This window comes from Streptomyces sp. NPDC006134 (genome assembly GCF_040628835.1).
In the GTDB taxonomy this organism is placed as follows: Bacteria; Actinomycetota; Actinomycetes; order Streptomycetales; family Streptomycetaceae; genus Streptomyces.
In genome coordinates this window covers 47,394-66,732 of the sequence record NZ_JBEXTV010000004.1, presented here as the reverse complement: position 1 = coordinate 66,732, position 19,339 = coordinate 47,394, and the positions used below count along the sequence as shown (strand labels likewise).

Sequence of the window (19,339 nt, the reverse complement as noted above, 5' to 3'; positions counted from 1 at the left end):
CGCGGGCGGTGGCAGCGCGCCGGACCGGCCGACGAAGCGGGACGACCGAAAGTGATGCGGGTGGACGCGAAAGACATGGGTGCCGACCTTCAGCAGGTGCTCATCAGCAAGGAAGAGATCGACGCGAAGCTGGCCGAGCTGGCCGCGAAGATCGACGCGGAGTACGAGGGCAAGGACCTGCTCCTGGTCGGCGTCCTCAAGGGCGCCGTCATGGTCATGGCCGACCTCGCCCGCGCCGTGTCCACCCCGGTCACCATGGACTGGATGGCCGTGTCCTCCTACGGCGCGGGCACCCAGTCCTCCGGCGTCGTGCGGATCCTCAAGGACCTCGACACCGACATCAAGGGCAAGCACGTCCTGATCGTCGAGGACATCATCGACTCCGGCCTGACCCTGTCCTGGCTGATCTCCAACCTCGGCTCGCGCGAGCCCGCCTCCCTGAAGGTGTGCACGCTGCTGCGCAAGCCCGAGGCCGCCAAGGTCGCCATCGACGTCGAGTGGGTCGGCTTCGACATCCCCAACGAATTCGTCGTCGGCTACGGCCTCGACTACGCCGAGAAGTACCGCAACCTCCCGTTCGTCGGTACGCTCGCGCCTCACGTCTACGGCGGCTGAGCCCCGTAGCCGGCAGGCCCCGCGGTGATCGGGAACCCCTGTGGTTCCCGCGCCGTTGGAGCATGCGTAGACGGGAACGCCGGCCGTCCCGTGCGGCTGAAGGGGACCGTGCTGGGGTACCGTCCGAAGAACAGTCTTTATCAAACTCACTATGGCAGGAGGGACGGGGCGGCACCGCTCCGTATGGATGGACGTGAAGCGATACTTCCGTGGGCCGGTCATGTGGATCGTGCTGGCCGTCCTTGCCGTGGTCGTGTTGATGCAGGTCGTCGGCTCGTCCGGCGGTTACAAGACGGTGGACACGGGCCAGGTCGTCCAGGCGATCAACCAGAACAAGGTCGAGTCGGCCAAGCTGACCACCGGTGACGAGCAGAACATCAAGGTTCAGCTCAAGGACGGCGAAAAGGTCGAGGGCAGCTCGAAGATCCAGGCGAGCTACATCGGCGACCAGGGCGTCACCATCGCCAGCACGCTGCAGACCAAGTACCAGGACAAGCAGATCCCCGACGGCTACACGGTGTCGCCGTCCAAGCAGAACCCGTTCGTCGGGCTCCTGATCACCCTGCTTCCCTTCGTCCTCATCGTGGTCATCTTCCTGTTCCTGATGAACCAGATGCAGGGCGGCGGCTCCCGGGTGATGAACTTCGGGAAGTCCAAGGCGAAGCTCATCACCAAGGACACCCCGAAGACGACGTTCGCGGACGTCGCGGGCTCCGACGAGGCCGTCGAGGAGCTCCAGGAGATCAAGGAGTTCCTCCAGGAGCCGGCGAAGTTCCAGGCCGTCGGCGCCAAGATCCCCAAGGGCGTCCTGCTCTACGGCCCGCCCGGCACCGGCAAGACCCTGCTCGCGCGTGCCGTCGCGGGCGAGGCGGGCGTGCCGTTCTACTCGATCTCCGGTTCCGACTTCGTCGAGATGTTCGTCGGTGTCGGTGCCTCCCGGGTCCGTGACCTGTTCGAGCAGGCCAAGGCCAACGCCCCGGCGATCGTCTTCGTCGACGAGATCGACGCGGTCGGCCGCCACCGCGGCGCCGGCCTCGGCGGCGGTCACGACGAGCGCGAGCAGACCCTGAACCAGCTGCTCGTCGAGATGGACGGCTTCGACGTCAAGGGCGGCGTCATCCTGATCGCGGCCACCAACCGGCCCGACATCCTCGACCCGGCCCTCCTGCGCCCCGGCCGCTTCGACCGGCAGATCGCCGTCGACCGCCCGGACATGCAGGGCCGTCTGGAGATCCTCAAGGTCCACCAGAAGGGCAAGCCGGTCGCGCCCGACGTCGACCTGTCGGCCGTCGCCCGCCGCACCCCCGGCATGACCGGTGCCGATCTGGCCAACGTCCTGAACGAGGCCGCCCTGCTGACGGCCCGCAGCGACCAGAAGCTGATCGACAACAAGATGCTGGACGAGGCGATCGACCGCGTGGTCGCGGGCCCGCAGAAGCGGACCCGGATCATGTCGGACAAGGAGAAGAAGATCACCGCGTACCACGAGGGCGGTCACGCCCTGGTCGCGGCGGCCTCGCCCAACTCCGACCCCGTCCACAAGATCACGATCCTGTCGCGCGGCCGGGCCCTCGGCTACACGATGGTCCTGCCGGACGAGGACAAGTACTCCACGACCCGCAACGAGATGCTGGACCAGCTCGCCTACATGCTGGGCGGCCGGGCGGCCGAGGAGCTCGTCTTCCACGACCCGACCACCGGCGCCGCCAACGACATCGAGAAGGCCACCAACCTGGCCCGCGCGATGGTCACGCAGTACGGCATGACCGAGCGGCTCGGCGCGATCAAGTTCGGCGGGGACAACACCGAGCCGTTCCTCGGCCGTGAGATGGCTCACCAGCGCGACTACTCGGAAGAGGTCGCCGCGCTCGTCGACGAAGAGGTCAAGAAGCTCATCGAGACGGCGCACAACGAGGCCTGGGAGATCCTGGTCGAGAACCGCGACGTCCTCGACAACCTCGTCCTCGCCCTGCTGGAGAAGGAGACCCTCGGCAAGGAGGAGATCGCCGAGATCTTCGCCCCGATCGTCAAGCGCCCGCCGCGGCCCGCCTGGACCGGCTCCTCGCGCCGCACGCCGTCCACCCGCCCGCCGGTGCTCTCCCCGAAGGAGCTCGCACTGACCAACGGGGCCAACGGCGCGTCGGCGGCGATCACCGCCAAGAGCACCGCGGCGGAGCCCGCCCCGGCCCCCGAGCGGACCCCGGAGGACCGCCCGGAGAGCTGATCCCGGCACCCCCGCGGGCCCCGTCGGGCCCGGAATGTATGCCGCGCCCCCCAGGTTCTAGCCTGGGGGGCGCGGCATTCCCGTATGCCAGCACGTCAGACACACAGGAACGAGGCACCACATGACCGACCCCGTGACGCTGGACGGCGAGGGCCAGATCGGCGAGTTCGACGAGAAGCGGGCCGAGAACGCCGTGCGCGAACTGCTGATCGCGGTCGGCGAGGACCCGGACCGCGAGGGGCTGCGGGAGACGCCGGCGCGGGTGGCGCGGGCGTACAAGGAGATCTTCGCGGGACTGTGGCAGAAGCCCGAGGACGTGCTGACGACGACGTTCGACATCGGGCACGACGAGATGGTGCTCGTGAAGGACATCGAGGTGTACAGCACCTGCGAGCACCACCTGGTCCCGTTCCGGGGCGTGGCGCACGTCGGGTACATCCCGTCCACCACCGGCAAGATCACCGGTCTGTCCAAGCTGGCCCGGCTCGTGGACGTCTACGCCCGCCGGCCGCAGGTGCAGGAACGGCTCACCACGCAGATCGCGGACTCCCTGATGGAGATCCTGGAGCCGCGCGGCGTCATCGTCGTCGTGGAGTGCGAGCACATGTGCATGTCGATGCGCGGTATCCGCAAGCCGGGCGCGAAGACCATAACGTCGGCGGTGCGCGGCCAGCTGCGGGACGTGGCCACGCGCAACGAGGCGATGAGCCTGATCATGGCCCGCTGACGCGGGGAAGGCGCGTCGTCGCGCCCTCAGGCCGCCGGTGCCGCCCCCGGGCCGCCGTCGTCCTCGTCGTCCTCCGGGAGCCTGCACACCCGCTCCAGGAAGACGGCCGCCGCTATCACGCCGACGGCCGCCAGGGCCGAGAAACCGGCGTAGACGGCCTGGTCGCGGCGGGCCGGGATGTCGAGGGACTCCAGCAGGAAGACGCCCGTGCCGCCGTACACGCCGGCGACGAGGGCGGCGACCAGGGCGCTGGCCTGGCCGAAGACGACCGCGCGGGCCGCCATCAGGGGGTCGACGCCCTTGGCGCCGGGGCGGCGCTCGCGCTGGGCCCGCAGGCGGGCGCGCAGCGAGAGCGCCGTGGCCAGCAGGACCACGGCGATCAGGGCGAGGACGACGGGGGCGGCCAGCGGGACGCTGGGGAGCGTGCCGACCGAGTTCCACAGGCGGGCGCCCGCCCAGGACAGGACGCCGGCGACGACGAAGACGCCGGCCAGCACCCTGATGCGCAGCTCTCTCACGGTGTCCTTTCGCAATCCCCGGAGGTCCGGGCCGGTCTCCCGGTGGTCCGGACGGTGGCCGTCCCGGCGCCTTTGGCGCTGTCGGCCGGCGCTGTCGACCTTAACGGCTACTCGGGCAGCCTCAGTTCCAGGTCCCCGCGGGGCGTGACGCCGTCCCGGGTGACCGCCTCCAGGAGATCGGCGACCGGTCCGCGGCCGGGCAGCCGGGCGGCGGGGTCCAGGTCGTGCCAGGGGGCGAGGACGAAGGCGCGTTCGTGGGCGCGGGGGTGGGGGAGGGTGAGCTGCGGGTCGTCGGAGACGACGTCGGCGTACGCGACGATGTCGACGTCGAGGGTGCGGGCGCCCCAGCGCTCGTCCCGGACCCGGTGGAAGGCCTCTTCGACGGCCTGCGCCCGCTCCAGCAGGGAGGACGGGGGCAGGGTCGTCTTGAGGACCACGACCGCGTTGAAGTACGAGGGCTGGCTGCCGGGCTCCACGCCCCACGGCTCCGTCTCGTACACCGGGGAGACCGCCTTGACGCGCACGCCCGGGGTGTCCTCCAGGGCGTCGATGGCGCCCTGGAGGGTCTCCAGGCGGTTGCCGAGGTTGGAGCCGAGGGAGATCACGGCCCGTTTGGGGTTGTGCAGGGTGGTGTCGGCGGCGTCGACCTTCTCGACGACGGAGGCGGGCACCGGCTGGACGGTCGGGTCGCTGGGACCCCCGGTGAACGAGGCGGTCATACGCGGCTCCGGGTGATGGTGACGGTCACGTCGTCGAAGGGCACGGTGATCGGCGCGTCCGGCTTGTGGACGCAGACCTCGACCTCCTCCACCCCGTCGTGCTTCAGGCAGACCTGGGCGATGCGTTCGGCGAGCGTCTCGATGAGATTGACGGGCTCGCCCTCCACGGCGGCCACGACCTCCTCGGCCACGATGCCGTAGTGCACGGTCTTCGCCAGGTCGTCGTCGGCCGCGGCCGACCGGGTGTCCACGGCGAGGACGAGGTCCACGATGAAGGTCTGGCCCTCCTCGCGCTCCTTGGGGAACACACCGTGGTGCCCGCGGGCCTTCAGGCCGCGCAGCGCGACACGATCCACGCGAATCACTCCTGCAGTCGTCGGTCTCGGCCGGCCGGTGCCGCGTGCGGGCGGCACGCCGGCCTGGGGTCGAATCTACCCGCGAGCACCGACAGCGCCGGGCCGCGGGGGTGTGGGCCGGCGCGGTCGCCGTGAGGTTTCACCCGGCGTTCGCCCTGGAGAACCCGGCGGCTCACGGGCTGGTGGCCGCCGTTGCCCGGCGGTCCGTGATTCCAGCCACTTCCCTCCTCGTCCTCGCTCTCGTCCTCGCTCCGGCCGGTCCCGGCAGGGCGGGCTCCGCCTCCGGCCGGTCTCCGTGCCCGCCCTGTTCCTGTCCCGTTCCTGTCTCTGTCCCCGTCCTGTCCCTGTGGGCCGTCTACCCACTCAGGAGGGGGTGTCCTCCGCTTCGTCCTCGCCGTTCTCGGCCAGGACGGGGGAGGCGTGGTGCGACCAGAGTTTCCAGCCGGAGGGCGTGCGCCGGAAGACGTTGGTGGCGACCACGAGCTGGCCGACGAGCGGGCCGAGCTCGTCGCCGTCGGCCGGGGCGGGGCCGCCGCTGAGGATGTTCTCGCTGCAGGTCACCACGGCGGTGTCGCCGGTGACGGAGACGTGCACGTCGGTGAGGAAGAACTGGATGTAGTCGGTGTTCGCCATGATCAGCGCGTACGACCGCAGGACCTCGCCGCGGCCGGTGAGGACCGGCCAGCCGGGGTGCACGCAGGAGACCACGCCGGCGTCCGCCGGGTCGTGGTACGTCTCGTCGACGCCCAGGTCGGACGGGGTGAGCCAGAGCGAGGACACCTCCTCGAAGTCGCCCCGCTCGACCGCCTCGTAGAAGGCGGTGTTGGCGGCCTCGACCTGCTCGACGTCGGTGTGGGCGCTCACCGGGCTTCCTCTGTGCCGGCGACCGTTTCCGTGCCGGTGTCTGCCGCCGTGCCGGTGTGCGTGCCGTCCGTCGCGGCACGCGCTCCTTCGACGGCGCGGGCGACCCGCACCGCGTCCGCCGTCGCGCGCACCTCGTGCACCCGCACCGCCCACGCGCCGGCGTGGGCCGCGAGGGCGGAGACGGCGGCCGTGGCCGCGTCGCGCTCCCGCGCGGGCGGCACGGAGCCCTCCGGCCCGGCGAGGACCCGGCCGAGGAACCGCTTGCGGGAGGCGGCGACCAGCAGCGGGTGGCCGAGGCCCAGCAGACGGTCGAGGCGGGCGAGGAGCGCCAGGTCGTGGTCGGCGTCCTTGGAGAAGCCGAGACCGGGGTCGACGACGATCCGGCCGGCGGCGACGCCGGCCTCCAGGACGGCCTCCACGCGCGCGTGCAGTTCGCCGACGACCTCGCCGACCACGTCGTCGTACACGCCCCGGACGTTGCCGCCCTCCAGGAAACCGCGCCAGTGCATGACCACGAAGGGGGCACCGGCGTCCGCGACGACCGGGAGCATCCGGGGGTCGGCGAGGCCGCCGCTGACGTCGTTGACGAGGACGCCGCCGGCCGCGAGGGCCTGCTCGGCGACCGAGGCGCGCATGGTGTCGACGGAGACCGTGACGCCCTCGGAGGCCAGTCCGCGGACGACGGGGACGACCCGCCGGAGCTCTTCCGCCTCGTCGACGCGGGTGGCGCCGGGGCGGGTCGACTCGCCGCCGACGTCGACGAGGTCCGCGCCCTTGGCGACCAGATCGAGGCCGTGCTTGATGGCAGCCGTCGTGTCGAACCACCGACCGCCGTCGGAGAAGGAGTCGGGGGTGACGTTCACGACCCCCATGACCGCGCAGCGGTCCCATGCGGGCAGGCCCGCCACGTGGCGGCGGCCGGTCTGGTTGTTCATGTGTTCAGCGTAGGCCCAGCGGATGGCCGCCATGGTGCGTGGCCGGTGTGAGGCCGGGGTGCGGCCGGTGCGTGGCCGGGGTGCGGCCGGTGCGTGGCCGGGGTGCGGCCGGTGCGTGGCCGGGGTGCGGCCGGTGCGTGGCCGGGGTGCGGCCGGGCGCCGGGTGTCATGCCGCCCGTACGTCCCGTTCCGGCACCCGGTGGGCGCACGGGCGCGGCGTGCCCGCGTGGCGGCGCAGGAAGCGCGGCAGCAGTGCGGAGAGGGTGACGAAACCTTCCGCCTGGAGGGCGGCGAAGCCGATGCGCGGCAGGTCGGCCGAGGCGCGGTAGACGACGAAGCGGGGCTCCCAGCGGGGCTGGAACTTGGCGTTGAACTTGTACAGGGACTCGATCTGGAACCACCGGGAGAGGAACACCAGCAGCCCCCGCCAGGCCCGCAGCACCGGACCCGCGCCGATCTTCTCGCCACGCGCCAGCGCCGAGCGGAACATCGCGAAGTTCAGGGACACGCGCTCGATGCCGAGCCTCGGCGCCGCCTGGAGGGCGGCCACGATGAGCAGCTCGTTCATGCCGGGGTCGGCCGCGCGGTCGCGCCGCATCAGGTCCAGCGAGACCCCGTCGGCGCCCCAGGGCACGAAGTGCAGGACCGCCTTCAGATCGCCGTACGGTCCCGGTTCGGCGTCGGCTCTGTGGGCGGTGGCGACGAGGCAGTCGCCGTCGGCGGGGTCGCCGAGGCGGCCGAGCGCCATGGAGAAGCCGCGCTCGGTGTCGGTGCCGCGCCAGTCGTCGGCGGCGCGGCGGATGCGGTCCAGCTCGGCCTCGCCGAGGTCACGGACGCGTCGTACCCGGGTCTCGTAACCGGCGCGCTCGATGCGCTTGACCATCTGGCGCACATTGCGCATCGCGCGGCCGGCGAGCGAGAAATCCCCGACGTCCACCACCGCCTCGTCGCCCAGTTCGAGGGCGTCGAGCCCGGTCTCGCGGGTCCACACCTGGCCGCCGGTCTCCGAGCAGCCCATGACGGCGGGGGTCCAGGAGTGGGCGCGGGCCTCGTCCATGAAGCGTTCGATGGCGCCGGGCCACGCCTCGACGTCGCCGATCGGGTCGCCGCTGGCGAGCATCACTCCGGAGACGACGCGGTACGTCACCGCCGCCTTGCCGCTGGGCGAGAAGACGACGGCCTTGTCGCGGCGCAGCGCGAAGTGGCCGAGGGAGTCCCGGCCGCCGTGCCGGGCCAGCAGGGCGCGCAGGCGTTCCTCGTCCTCCTCGGTGAGGCGGGCGGCGGGGTGTTCGGGGCGGAAGGCCAGGTAGATGGTGGTGACGGCGGTGAGCAGGCCGAGGGCGCCGAGGGAGAAGGCGACCGTCCAGGAGGTGGTGCCCCGGTAGTCGACGGGACCCTCGAAACCGAACAGGCCGTACAGGACGTGGGTGAGGCGGTCGGCGAGGCTGGGGTCGCCGACCATGCGGCCGGGGTGGGCGCTGACGACGACCAGCCCGAGGGCGAGGGAGCCGGCGCCCATGAGCACGAAGTTGGCCAGCGCCCGCCACCGGCTGCGCGGGTCGGGCAGCGCGGCGAACTGGTCGCGGTGGTGCAGGACGGCCCACAGCAGCACCACCGAGAGGGCGGCGCCCGCCAGCGAGTGCCGGTAGGCGAACTGGGCGACGGCGCCGGCCGGGAGCAGGGCCACGGCGGCGCGCCACGCCCGGCGCTTGCCGCGCTTGAGCCCGTGGGCGAGCAGCAGCAACAGCACGCCGGCGCTGAGGGAGAGCGCGGCGGTGAACGGGCCGAGCGCGCCCGGCAGCACCTCGGCGAGGGCGTGCATACGGCTGTGCCGGAACCTGGGGAAGACGCCCGCGGCGATGTCCAGCAGGCCCACCAGGGCGCAGGCACGTCCGACGAGGACGGGGACGGCCTCGGGACGCGGGCCGCGGAGCAGACGCCGTACGCGGCTCGCCCGGTTCCTGGGCTGGGGGTCCTGAGAGTTCTGGGAGCTCTGGGAGCTCTGGGAGCTCTGGGGCATCTGGGAGCCCTGAGAGCCCTGAGAGCCCTGGGAGTCTCGGGGAACCTCGCCCGACATTTCCTCATCTGTCCTGGCAGACATCGCATCCCGTGGTTGTGCGAAGGAGCTTGGATCCGGTGCCGATCGGGCATCCGGCGACATTGCGCCCTCTAGGACGGTGTCTCGGGGAGAGAGGTTCACTGGGCTCCCCGAAGTGGTTTCACAGGCCATGGAAAGCTTCCACGGTCACGGAAGGACCGGGCCGGGCCCGCGCGGGGGGGCCGCGGGGGCCGGAGTGCCCGGCACGGAGCACAGGCAGGTAGCGACGCATGGGTCTCACAAGCGGCAAGGTGCTGGCGCTGGCGGTGGTGTTCGCCGTGCTGCTGTTCGTCGGCACGGTGTGGCTGTGGCCGCGGCTGGCCCGGCGCTCCGTGCGGGCCGTCGCCGGGCGGGTCGGGCTGCTGCTGGCCACGCAGCTGGCGCTGTTCGCCGCGGTGGGGCTCGCCGCCAACCAGGCGTTCGGCTTCTACGCGGGCTGGGCGGACCTCTTCGGGCGGGAGACCGGGCAGGGCGTGGTCGTCGACCACGCCGAGGGCCGGGACGGGCCGCTGCGGGTGACCGGCACGCGGCAGGTGAAGGCACCGGGCGGCGCCCGGCCGGAGACCGGCGGGCAGATCCAGAAGGTGGAGATCGTGGGCCGTACGTCCCGTATCGCCACGCCCGCCTACGTCTACCTGCCGCCGGAGTACTTCCAGCCGCGGTACCGCACGCGCACGTTCCCCGCGGCGGTCGTCCTGACCGGCTACCCGGGGACGGCCGAGGCGCTGGTGGACAAGCTGAACTACCCGAGCACGGCGCTGGACCTGGCCAAGAGCGGCCGTATGCAGCCGATGATCCTGGTGATGCTGCGGCCGACGGTGGCGCCGCCGAGGGACACCGAGTGCGTGGACATCCCCGGCGGCCCCCAGACGGAGTCGTTCTTCGCCAGGGACCTGCCCGACGCCGTACTCACCCACTACCGGGTGGGCCGCGAGCCCGGAAGCTGGGGCATCATCGGCAATTCCACGGGTGGTTACTGCGCGCTGAAGCTGGCCCTGCACCATCCCGGGACGTACGCCGCCGGAGCCGGCCTGTCCGCGTACTACGAGGCGCCGGTCGACCCGACCACCGGTGATCTCTTCCAGGGTGACGAGGAACTCGAGAATCGGGCGGACCTGCGGTGGTACCTGGAACACGCGCCCGCGCCGGGCACCTCACTGCTCGTCACCAGCAGCAGGAGCGGCGAGTCCAACTACAAGGACACGCTGGAGTTCATAGAGGCGGTGAAGGCGACGGGGCGGACGCGGATCTCGTCGATCATCCTCGAAAGAGGCGGCCACAACTTCAATACCTGGCGGCGGGAGATTCCCTCGGCGTTGCAGTGGATCGGCGGACGGCTGAACGGCTGAGCGGGTGAACGGCCACTGAAAATGATCTTGGTTGAATTCGGCCGTCCGGTCGGTGTGCCGATTCCTGATGCTGTGTGAACCCTTCGGAACCACCTGTGTTTTTATGGGGTGGGGAGCCAAGAAACACCTACGCGCGGTAAGTTTCTGGCCATGCCACGTGGACGTCACCGTCATTCCCCTCCCTTGCACAGAATGCTTCCGCCGTCGGCGATCGCAGGCGTCTCCCTCGTCTGCGCCCTGGGCCCCTGGGTGTTCAGCGAACCGGTGGTGCTCCGCGCACTGGCCGCGGTCGCCGCGGTGACGGCGATCACCGGCGCGTTCGTCATGCGCCACTGGGACACGCAGGCGGGCAAGCGCGTCGCCGAACTCACGCGCGCGCGTGCGAGCGACGAGTGGCGTCACGAGGAACGCGTCGCCGAACTGGAGACCGACCTGGAGGAGTCGCGCGAGCTGCGGGCCCGCCTGGAGCAGCGGCTGCGCGCCAAGCGGACGGAACTGCAGGCGCTGCGCAACGAACACGCCGCCCTGCTGCGGCGCTACGCCACGGCGGAGACCGAACGCGCCGGTGCGCTGGAGGGCCGCCGACTGCTGGAGATCGGGGCCGCGTCCCCGGCACGCGCCCTGGAGACGGGCCGGCCGGTGGCCGCGCGGGGGACGGAGGCCCGCGAGGCGGCGGCCCGCGAGGCGGCGGTCCGCGAGGCGGCGGTGCGGGCGCCGGAGGCGGGCGGCACCGAGTCCGCCCGCGTCGCCGGCGAGGAACCGAAGACCCCCGGCGTCTTCTCCCCGGAGGGCGCCCGGCTGTTCCTGCGGGCCGGCATGGCGCTGTCGCGGCTCGGTGGCGCGGCGGCGCCCGGCGACGGGGGCGACGGTCGTGACGGTGGCGGTGCCGATCGGGGCTCCGGTGGTGGCGGCGGTGCCGAGGCGGCAGGGGAGTCCACGGGCACGGGCACAGGTACGGGTACGGTCGCGAGCACGGGCACGGGCACGGGTACGGGCACGGGCACGGGCACAGGTACGGGTACGGGTACGGGTATGGTCGCGAGCACGGGCACGGGCACGGGCACGGGCACGGGTACAGACGTGGTGACCGGGCCCGCCCCGCGGCAGTCCGCCGGAAACTTCGCGGTACCGGCCGCGGCGGCCGTCGTACCGCCCGCTCCCGCGCGGCGCCCGGTGACCGAGGGCGGTTTCGACTTCTTCGGCACCAAGAGCTCCAAGAGCACGAAGAGCACGAAGCCGCAGTCGGAACAGCAGTCGGAACAGCAGTCGGAGCAGCAGTCGCAGCCGGAGCCGCAGCCGCAGGCACGGACGCGGGTGCAGCCGGGGGCGCGGGCGGCGTCGCCCAGCGCCCTGGAGGCCGTCCAGGACGAGGACCTCGCCGACATCGTCGGCCAGGAGGCTCTCGCACTGCACCAGGCCGAGACCGGGGAGCGGCCGGAGCGGGAGGGCGCACAGCCGCCGCAGGAGAGCCAGGTCATCGACCTGACGGCACACGACGAGACGGAACAGATCGACGTACAGGACCTCAGGACCGCCGCGTCCTGAATGGCGACGGGCGGGCGCAGGCCGTACGGGGGACGTGTGGGCCGTGTGGGCCGTGTGGGCCGTGCGGGCTGTGCGGTCCCTGTGGCCCTGTGGACGCACGGGGCCCTTACGGAGACCTACGGGGCCATCCACCGGTCCGGCCGCGCGTCCCGCCGCCCCGTCCGCGACCGTTCCGCCTGCGCCCGCAGCAGTTCCGCCGCCTCCCCGGCGTCGCGCAACCGCGCCGTGACGGTCTTGTTCGCCCCCGTGTCCACACGGACGTGGGCGAGCCCTCGTGCCCGCTGCCACGGCCCCTGGGTCAGGCGGACGCTCTGCACCTTGGCGTGCGGCACCAGTGCCAGGCTGCGCCGCAGCAGCCCGTGCCGGGTGGCGAACACGGCGTCGGTGACGGTGAGCCCGTAACCGCGCCACCACAGCGGCCGGCACCATCCGGCCCGCCGCGGCGGACGGGACAGCGACGACCGGGGCGGGACGGTCACGCCGGGCAGCACGCGCGCGATCACGGATTCGGCGATCTCGCGCGGGGCGACCGGCAGCAGCACGGAGTTGGACGATCCGGCCACGTCCAGCTCCACCCGCACCCAGCCTCCCCCGTTCTCGGCTCCGCCCGAGCGGGGGGACCTCCATCGCCGCCACAGCAGTGGCTCGATGATCCGCACGGTCTGCACTCTCCCCGGGGGCACCGTCTCATGGGCCCGGTCGAGCAGTCCGTGGTCCAGGCGCAGCCCGTCCGGGGACTCGGCGACCGTCCAGTCGTAGTCGGCGACGAACCGCCCCACGCTGCGCGCGCCCGCCGCGCCCGCCAGCGGCAGGGCGGTCGCGAGGACCGTCCACAGGTTGTGGGTGGCCATCCACAGCAGGGCCGGTACGGCGACGGCGGCGGCCAGCATGCCCCAGGTCGCGCCGGTCAGCAGCAGCGAGACGGCGAGGACGCCGGGCGGCACGCGCAGCAGCCGTGTGGACGGGGCCTCGCCGACCTCGTGGGCGGTCTCGGGGGCGAAACCGGCCGCCCGCGCGAGCAGTTCGGCCCGCAGCGCCCGCGCCTCGCCGGCGCCGAGGAACGCGAGCTCGTCCTTCTTGCCGGTCCCTATGACGTCGAGTTTCAGCTTGGCCACTCCCACGACCCGCGCGAGCAGCGGCTGGGTCACGTCGACGGCCTGGATGCGTTCCAGCCGGATGTGCGCGGTGCGCCGGAACAGCAGCCCGGTCCGGATGCGCAGTTCCGTGTCGGTCACCGCGAAGTGCGTGAACCACCAGGTCAGAAAGCCGTACAGGGCGGCGGCGGGGAGGAGTACGGCGAGGCCGATCAGCAGCGTGGTCGTGGTGAGCCGGGTCAGCTGGCGCTGCGCTCCGTCGGGGTCGTGCGCGGCCCATCCGACGAGTACGGCGACCGGCGCCCACGCCCGCCTGAGCGGCGTGACGGGGTGCAGCCGCCGCTCGGCCCCGTGGCCCCGCGTCTCCCGCGCCGCCTCCGGTGTCTCCTGCGCCGCCTCCGGTGTCTCCTGCGCCGCCTCCGGTGTGTCCCGTGCCACGCCCGGTATCTCCCGTGCCGCGCCCGGTATCTCCCGCGTCGCCTCCGGTATGTCCCGCGCGCCCTCGCCCTCCGGGCCCTTCGGCGTTGTCACAGCCCCGCCGATCGTGCCTCGCCCAGCTCGGTGAGCCGGTCGCGGAGCCGTTCCGCCTCGGCCGGGTCCAGGCCCGGGATGGTCGCGTCGGTCGCGGCGGCGGCGGTGTGCAACTGCACGCTGGCCAGTCCGAAGTGCCGCTCGACCGGCCCGGAGGTGACCTCCACCAGCTGCATCCGCCCGTACGGCACGACGGTCTCCTCCCGCCACAGCACGCCCCGGCTGATCAGCAGGTCGTCGGCGCGCTCGGCGTACCGCCAGGACCGCCAGTTGCGTTCCAGCATCACCCAGCCCCAGGCCGCCAGGGCGAGCGGCAGCAGCGCGAACGCCGCCCACGCCGGGCCGGCGAGCCACCACAGGAGCACGCCGAGGCCGAACGCCAGCAGCCCCAGCCACACCACCAGCAACAGGCGCCTCATCCGCAACAGACCGGGGGGCAGGCCGGTCCACACCGGCTCGTCCCCCGCCGCCGTCCCCGTCGCCGTCCCCGTGTCGTCCGGGCTCCCCGTCTCCATGGGGCCAGCGTACGTAGGAGAGACTGTTCCCATGACTCCTACGACGGAGACCATGGTCGGTATCGGCGGCGCCGCGGAGAGCACCGACATGGTGCTGAACATCGGGCCCCAGCACCCGTCCACGCACGGTGTGCTGCGGCTGCGGCTGGTCCTGGACGGTGAGCGCATCACCCGCGCGGAGCCCGTGATCGGCTACATGCACCGCGGTGCGGAGAAGCTGTTCGAGGCGCGTGACTACCGCCAGATCATCGTGCTCGCCAACCGTCACGACTGGCTCTCGGCGTTCTCCAACGAGCTGGGCGTGGTCATCGCCGTGGAGCGGATGCTCGGCATGGAGGTCCCCGCGCGCGCGGTGTGGACCCGGACGCTGCTCGCCGAGCTGAACCGGGTGCTCAACCACCTGATGTTCCTCGGCTCCTACCCCTTGGAACTGGGCGGTATCACGCCGGTCTTCTACGCGTTCCGGGAGCGCGAGACCCTCCAGAACGTCATGGAGGAGCTCTCCGGCGGCCGTATGCACTACATGTTCAACCGCGTCGGCGGCCTCAAGGAGGACCTGCCGGCCGGATGGACCGCACGCGCGCGTGCCGCCGTGTCCGCCGTCCGCTCCCGCATGGACGTCTTCGACGACCTCGTCCTCGGCAACGAGATCTTCCGGGGGCGCACGCGCGGCGTGGGCACGCTCGCGCCCGAGACCGTGCACGCCTACGGGGTGAGCGGGCCGATCGCGCGCGCTTCCGGCGTCGACTTCGACCTGCGGCGCGACGAGCCGTACCTCGCGTACGGCGAACTCCAGGACACCCTGAAGGTGGTCACCCGGCAGGAGGGCGACTGTCTCGCCCGCTTCGAGTGCCTGCTGGAGCAGACGCACAACGCCCTCGACCTGGCCGACGCCTGCCTGGACCGGCTCGCCGAGCTGCCGCCCGGGCCGATCAACCAGCGGCTCCCGAAGGTGCTGAAGGCGCCCGAGGGACACACCTACGCGTGGACCGAGAACCCGCTCGGCATCAACGGCTACTACCTGGTCAGCAAGGGCGACAAGACCCCGTACCGGCTGAAGCTGCGCTCGGCCTCGTACAACAACGTCCAGACCCTGACGGAACTGCTGCCCGGGACGCTGGTCGCGGACATGGTGGCGATCCTGGGGTCGATGTTCTTCGTGGTGGGGGACATCGACAAGTAGGGCGAGCGGGCCGGCGGGCGAGGCGAGCGGGCCGGCGAACAGGGCACGCGAGGCGGGCCGGCGAACAGGGCACGCGAGACGGACCGGCGAACAGGGCACGCGAGACGGACCGGCGAACAGGGCACGCGAGACGGACCGGTCTCTGCGCGGCGGTGGCGTCTCAGGGCGCGAGCACGTCCGGGATCCCCACCGGCTGGAGCAGCCACACGAAGTCGCCCAGCCCGCCCGGCGCGGTGAGCTCGGCGGCCTCTCCGGCGCTCGCGAGGGCGCGGACGTACCCGGCGGGGTCGGTGGAGGCGAGCGAGAGCGGGGGGCGTGCGCCGGTGATCCCGAGGGCGGGCAGGGCGTCGCGCTGGGGGAGCAGACGGGTACCGGGGAGCGCGCACGCCGCCGCGCACGCGTCCAGGGCGACGTGCGCCGTGATGTCGCACGACCCGTCCGGCACGGGCGCCGTCTCCCGCCCCTCCCGGAAGCCGGTGAGCGTCCCGAAGGGCGGACGGGTCTCCCGCGTGTGCGCGTAGTCGACGGCCACCGCCAGTCCCCGGCCGAGCGTCCCGACGGCGGACGCCCACGCCTTGTCCCGGGGCAGACCGATCTCGGCCCGAAACCCTTCCTCGGCCGGTCCCTCCCCGGCCGGTCCTTCCCCAGCGGGTCCCTCCCCAGCGGGTCCCGCCCCAGCGGGTCCCGCCCCGGTCGCTCCCTCCCCGCTCGGCCCCTCCCCGGCCGGCAGCGGCCACCACCGCCGGAGCCACTCCGCGTCCGCGCCGGTCACCGGCTCCCCGAGCCGCTCGGTCCCGTCGTCCCGGACGAGGACCCGCCGCACCACGCCCGCCGCGTCCGTCTCCGCGACCTCCACCGGTACGTTGTCCAGCCACTCGTTGGCGAACAGCAGCCCCGTGATCCCCCGCGGCGGCTCCGCGAGCCACTCGATCCGGTGATCGAGCCCGTCGGGCCGGCCGGCGATCTCGACGGCGTACGCGCGCGTGCGGGCGGCCACGTCGGCGGGCAGCGCGGCGAGGACACCGGTGACCAGCTCGCCCCGCCCGGCCGCCATGTCCACGAAGTCCAGCCGCGCGGGCCGCCCCAGCGCCGCGTCGACGCGGCACAGCAGCCGCGCCACCGCCCGCGCGAACAGCCGCGAGGCGTGCACGGACGTACGGAAGTGCCCCGCGGGCCCCTCCGGCCGGCGGTAGAACCCCCGCGGCCCGTACAGCGCGTCCCGCGCCGCCGCACGCCACCCCCGCCACTCGCCCGCACCATTCGTCCCTGCTGTCACCGGCATCACCGGCCCAGGCTAAGCGCACAAGAGAGCGGGCCCTCCACCTTGCGGAGTACACGGACCTGCCGGGATCGGCCCTCCGGTTGACCCCCGCACACATCACCCTTCCCTACGCTGGGTTACGTGCAGCGCCTCTACGACTTCCTCCGCAGGCACCCGACCGGGGTCGACGGCTTCTGGGCTCTCGTCCTGTTCGGGATCACCATGATGGGTGAGGCGGGCCGGCAGGCGGAGCAGGGCACCGACGCGCCGCTGCGGGTCGTCCCGGTCGCCGTGCTGCTGTGCCTGGTCGTCGCGCTGCGCCGCCGGATGCCGGAGAAGATGCTGGTGCTGGCCATCGGGCTGGGCCTGGCACAGCTGGTGCTGGACGTCGAGACGATGGTCGCCGACTTCGCCTTCCTGGTGATCGTCTACACCGTGGCCGCGGTCGGCGCCCGCTGGGCCTCCCGGCTGGCGCTGGCGATGGGCCTGTGCGCGGCGTCGGTGGCGCAGGTGCGCTGGTACAACGACGACGTCGGCGTCGCCAACAACATCGCCGGGGCGGTCTTCCAGACCGTCCCCTTCGCCCTCGCGTGGGTGCTCGGCGACTCCATGCGCACGCGCCGCGCCTACTTCACGCAGCTGGAGGAGCGCGCCGCCCGGCTGGAGAAGGAGCGCGAGGCGCAGGCGAAGGTGGCGGTCGCCGCCGAACGCGCCCGCATCGCCCGCGAACTGCACGACGTCGTCGCCCACAACGTCTCCGTGATGGTGGTGCAGGCCGACGGCGCCGCCTACGTCATCGACACCGCGCCCGACCAGGCGAAGAAGGCGCTGGAGACCATCTCCTCCACCGGCCGCCAGGCCCTCGCCGAGATGCGCCGCCTGCTCGGCGTGCTGCGTACCGGCGAGCACCAGGAGAGCGGCGAGTACGTCCCGCAGCCCGACGTCCGGCAGATCGAGGACCTGGTCGAGCAGTGCCGCGGATCCGGCCTGCCGGTCGACTTCAAGATCGAGGGCACCCCGCGCCCGCTGCCCAGCGGCGTCGAGCTGACCGCGTACCGCATCGTGCAGGAGGCGCTCACCAACACCCGCAAGCACGGCGGGCCGGGCGCGGGCGCCAGCGTGCGCCTGGTCTACTTCGACGACGGGCTCGGTCTGCTGGTGGAGGACGACGGCAAGGGCGCCCCGTACGAGCTGTACGAGAAGGGCGGCCTCGACGGCCAGGGCCACGGCCTGATCGGCATGCGCGAACGGGTCGGCATGGTCGGTGGCACGCTGGACGCCGGACCGCGGCCGGGCGGAGGATTCCGCATCAGCGCGCTGCTCCCGCTCAAACCCGCACACTGACGCAGCACACCGACGCCTGCGCACGCACCGCGTCGACACCCGCAACGACCCCGGCGCCCCCCGGCAGACGGACATGGAAGAGGCCCTCATGACGATCCGCGTGATGCTCGTCGACGACCAGGTGCTGCTGCGCACCGGGTTCCGGATGGTGCTCGCCGCCCAGCCGGACATGGAGGTCGTGGCGGAGGCCGGGGACGGCGTCGAGGCCATCCGGGTCCTGGAGACGACCCCCGTCGACGTGGTGCTGATGGACGTCCGCATGCCCAGGCTGGACGGCGTGGAGGCCACCCGCCGTGTCTGCGCGGACCCCGGCGCGCCGAAGGTGCTGATCCTGACCACCTTCGACCTCGACGAGTACGCCTTCTCGGCGCTGAAGGCGGGCGCCTCCGGCTTCATGCTCAAGGACGTGCCGCCCGGTGAACTGCTCGCCGCGATCCGCGCCGTGCACAGCGGCGACGCGGTGGTGGCCCCCTCGACCACCCGCCGCCTCCTCGACCGCTTCGCGCCGATGCTGCCCAGCACCGTCAAGGAACCGCAGCACAAGGAGCTCCAGCGGCTCACCGACCGGGAGCGGGAGGTGATGATGCTGGTGGCCCAGGGCCTGTCCAACGGCGAGATCGCGGCCCGGCTGGTGCTGTCGGAGGCGACCGTGAAGACGCATGTGGGCCGCATCCTGACCAAGCTGGGCCTCAGGGACCGGGTGCAGGTGGTGGTCCTGGCGTACGAGACGGGGCTGGTGCGGGCCGGGGGGCACGGTTGACGGCCCGCCCGCCGCGGTCGTCGGCGGACCGGCCGGACCGGCCGGACCGGCGCATGCTCCTGTGGATCAACGGCCCGTTCGGGGGCGGGAAGACACAGACCGCGCACGAGCTCCTGCGCCGCCTGCCCGGCAGCGTGATCTGCGACCCCGAGCACGCCGGTTTCGGCCTGCGCCGCATGCTGCCCCCCGCACTGCGCGGGGACTTCCAGGACCTGGTGTCCTGGCGGCAGGGCGTGGTCGAGGTCCTCGACCTGGCCCTGTCCCGGCACGACGGCGTGGTGATCGCGCCGATGACGGTCACCGACCCCCGGTACTTCGCCGAGACCGTCGGCCGGCTGCGGGAAACCGGCCACGACGTACGGCACTTCACGCTCCTCGCCGAACGCGAGACCGTGCTGAGGCGCCTGCGCGAGCGCGGCCTGGGACACGTCCTGCGGTACGTCACCGGCAAGGAGGCCGTGCCGCACCGCGAGAGCTGGGCCGTACGGCGGCTCGACCACTGTCTGGAGCGGCTGCGCGAGCCGGAGTTCGCCGAGCACCTGTGGACGGACCACACCACCGTGGCACAGACCGCGGACCGGATCGCCGCGCTGGCCGGGCTCACGCTCCGCCCCCACACCGAGGGTCCGCTGCGGACGCGCCTGCGGCAGGCCGCGGTCGGCCTCCGCCACATCCGGTTCGACTGAGCGGCGCCGCGCACG

General features: G+C 72.7%; 18 protein-coding genes. 9 read left to right on the top strand and 9 right to left on the bottom strand.

Features of this window, described 5'->3' with window-relative positions; translation table 11 throughout:
* Positions 1-54: 54 nt before the first annotated feature.
* From hpt to folE, 3 genes are all read left to right on the top strand, one after another.
* Positions 55-615 carry a hypoxanthine phosphoribosyltransferase gene (gene hpt, locus ABZ340_RS03860; RefSeq protein ID WP_358780130.1) on the top strand — a complete coding sequence of 187 codons (561 nt, stop codon included), beginning with the start codon at positions 55-57 and terminating at the stop codon, positions 613-615.
* A gap of 187 nt (positions 616-802) precedes the next feature.
* Entirely contained in the window at positions 803-2,839 is a 2,037-nt protein-coding gene (gene ftsH, locus ABZ340_RS03855; RefSeq protein WP_358780129.1) for an ATP-dependent zinc metalloprotease FtsH, read from the top strand.
* A gap of 121 nt (positions 2,840-2,960) precedes the next feature.
* Positions 2,961-3,566 (top strand): GTP cyclohydrolase I FolE, encoded by a 606-nt coding sequence (gene folE / locus ABZ340_RS03850; RefSeq protein WP_358780128.1) that lies wholly within the window; start codon positions 2,961-2,963, stop codon positions 3,564-3,566.
* A gap of 26 nt (positions 3,567-3,592) precedes the next feature.
* Here the strand turns inward: folE and ABZ340_RS03845 are convergent, their stop codons facing one another.
* From ABZ340_RS03845 to ABZ340_RS03820, 6 genes are all read right to left on the bottom strand, one after another.
* Positions 3,593-4,084: a DUF3180 domain-containing protein gene (locus tag ABZ340_RS03845; RefSeq protein WP_358780127.1), complete on the bottom strand. Its 492-nt coding sequence runs from the start codon at positions 4,082-4,084 to the stop codon at positions 3,593-3,595.
* A 107-nt stretch (positions 4,085-4,191) separates the two neighbouring features.
* On the bottom strand, positions 4,192-4,803 hold the full coding sequence (gene folK / locus ABZ340_RS03840; RefSeq protein WP_358780126.1) for a 2-amino-4-hydroxy-6-hydroxymethyldihydropteridine diphosphokinase: 612 nt from the start codon (positions 4,801-4,803) through the stop codon (positions 4,192-4,194).
* Positions 4,800-5,159 (bottom strand): dihydroneopterin aldolase, encoded by a 360-nt coding sequence (gene folB / locus ABZ340_RS03835; protein ID WP_358780125.1) that lies wholly within the window; start codon positions 5,157-5,159, stop codon positions 4,800-4,802. Before folB ends, folK begins: the two co-directional genes overlap by 4 nt.
* A 363-nt stretch (positions 5,160-5,522) precedes the next feature.
* On the bottom strand, positions 5,523-6,023 hold the full coding sequence (locus ABZ340_RS03830; RefSeq protein ID WP_358780124.1) for a nuclear transport factor 2 family protein: 501 nt from the start codon (positions 6,021-6,023) through the stop codon (positions 5,523-5,525).
* On the bottom strand, positions 6,020-6,958 hold the full coding sequence (gene folP, locus ABZ340_RS03825; RefSeq protein WP_358780123.1) for a dihydropteroate synthase: 939 nt from the start codon (positions 6,956-6,958) through the stop codon (positions 6,020-6,022). Before folP ends, ABZ340_RS03830 begins: the two co-directional genes overlap by 4 nt.
* Positions 6,959-7,124: 166 nt before the next feature.
* Entirely contained in the window at positions 7,125-8,978 is a 1,854-nt protein-coding gene (locus tag ABZ340_RS03820) for a phosphatidylglycerol lysyltransferase domain-containing protein (RefSeq protein ID WP_358780122.1), read from the bottom strand.
* A 308-nt stretch (positions 8,979-9,286) separates the two neighbouring features.
* On the opposite strand from ABZ340_RS03820, the gene ABZ340_RS03815 reads away from it, so the two are divergent.
* Complete coding sequence (locus ABZ340_RS03815; protein ID WP_358780121.1) at positions 9,287-10,405, top strand: alpha/beta hydrolase-fold protein; 1,119 nt, start codon at positions 9,287-9,289, stop codon at positions 10,403-10,405.
* Positions 10,406-10,597: 192 nt separating this feature from the next.
* On the top strand, positions 10,598-11,950 hold the full coding sequence (locus ABZ340_RS03810; protein ID WP_358780120.1) for a hypothetical protein: 1,353 nt from the start codon (positions 10,598-10,600) through the stop codon (positions 11,948-11,950).
* A 116-nt stretch (positions 11,951-12,066) separates the two neighbouring features.
* Here ABZ340_RS03810 and ABZ340_RS03805 read toward each other — a convergent pair whose 3' ends face one another.
* Entirely contained in the window at positions 12,067-13,380 is a 1,314-nt protein-coding gene (locus ABZ340_RS03805; protein WP_358780259.1) for a PH domain-containing protein, read from the bottom strand.
* 191 nt (positions 13,381-13,571) lie between these two features.
* Positions 13,572-14,090, bottom strand: coding sequence for a PH domain-containing protein (locus ABZ340_RS03800; protein WP_358780119.1), 519 nt, complete (start codon positions 14,088-14,090; stop codon positions 13,572-13,574).
* A gap of 31 nt (positions 14,091-14,121) precedes the next feature.
* On the opposite strand from ABZ340_RS03800, the gene ABZ340_RS03795 reads away from it, so the two are divergent.
* Positions 14,122-15,273, top strand: a complete 1,152-nt coding sequence (locus tag ABZ340_RS03795) for an NADH-quinone oxidoreductase subunit D (RefSeq protein WP_358780118.1) — start codon at positions 14,122-14,124, stop codon at positions 15,271-15,273.
* Positions 15,274-15,433: 160 nt separating this feature from the next.
* On the opposite strand, the gene ABZ340_RS03790 is transcribed toward ABZ340_RS03795, so the two are convergent.
* Positions 15,434-16,555: an SAM-dependent methyltransferase gene (locus ABZ340_RS03790; RefSeq protein ID WP_358780117.1), complete on the bottom strand. Its 1,122-nt coding sequence runs from the start codon at positions 16,553-16,555 to the stop codon at positions 15,434-15,436.
* A gap of 120 nt (positions 16,556-16,675) precedes the next feature.
* On the opposite strand from ABZ340_RS03790, the gene ABZ340_RS03785 reads away from it, so the two are divergent.
* The 3 genes from ABZ340_RS03785 (at position 16,676) to ABZ340_RS03775 (ending at position 19,324) form a co-directional block, all read left to right on the top strand.
* Entirely contained in the window at positions 16,676-17,878 is a 1,203-nt protein-coding gene (locus tag ABZ340_RS03785) for a sensor histidine kinase (RefSeq protein WP_358780116.1), read from the top strand.
* An 88-nt stretch (positions 17,879-17,966) separates the two neighbouring features.
* On the top strand, positions 17,967-18,638 hold the full coding sequence (locus ABZ340_RS03780; RefSeq protein ID WP_358780115.1) for a response regulator transcription factor: 672 nt from the start codon (positions 17,967-17,969) through the stop codon (positions 18,636-18,638).
* A gap of 53 nt (positions 18,639-18,691) precedes the next feature.
* Positions 18,692-19,324, top strand: coding sequence for an AAA family ATPase (locus ABZ340_RS03775; protein WP_358780114.1), 633 nt, complete (start codon positions 18,692-18,694; stop codon positions 19,322-19,324).
* Positions 19,325-19,339: the final 15 nt, after the last annotated feature.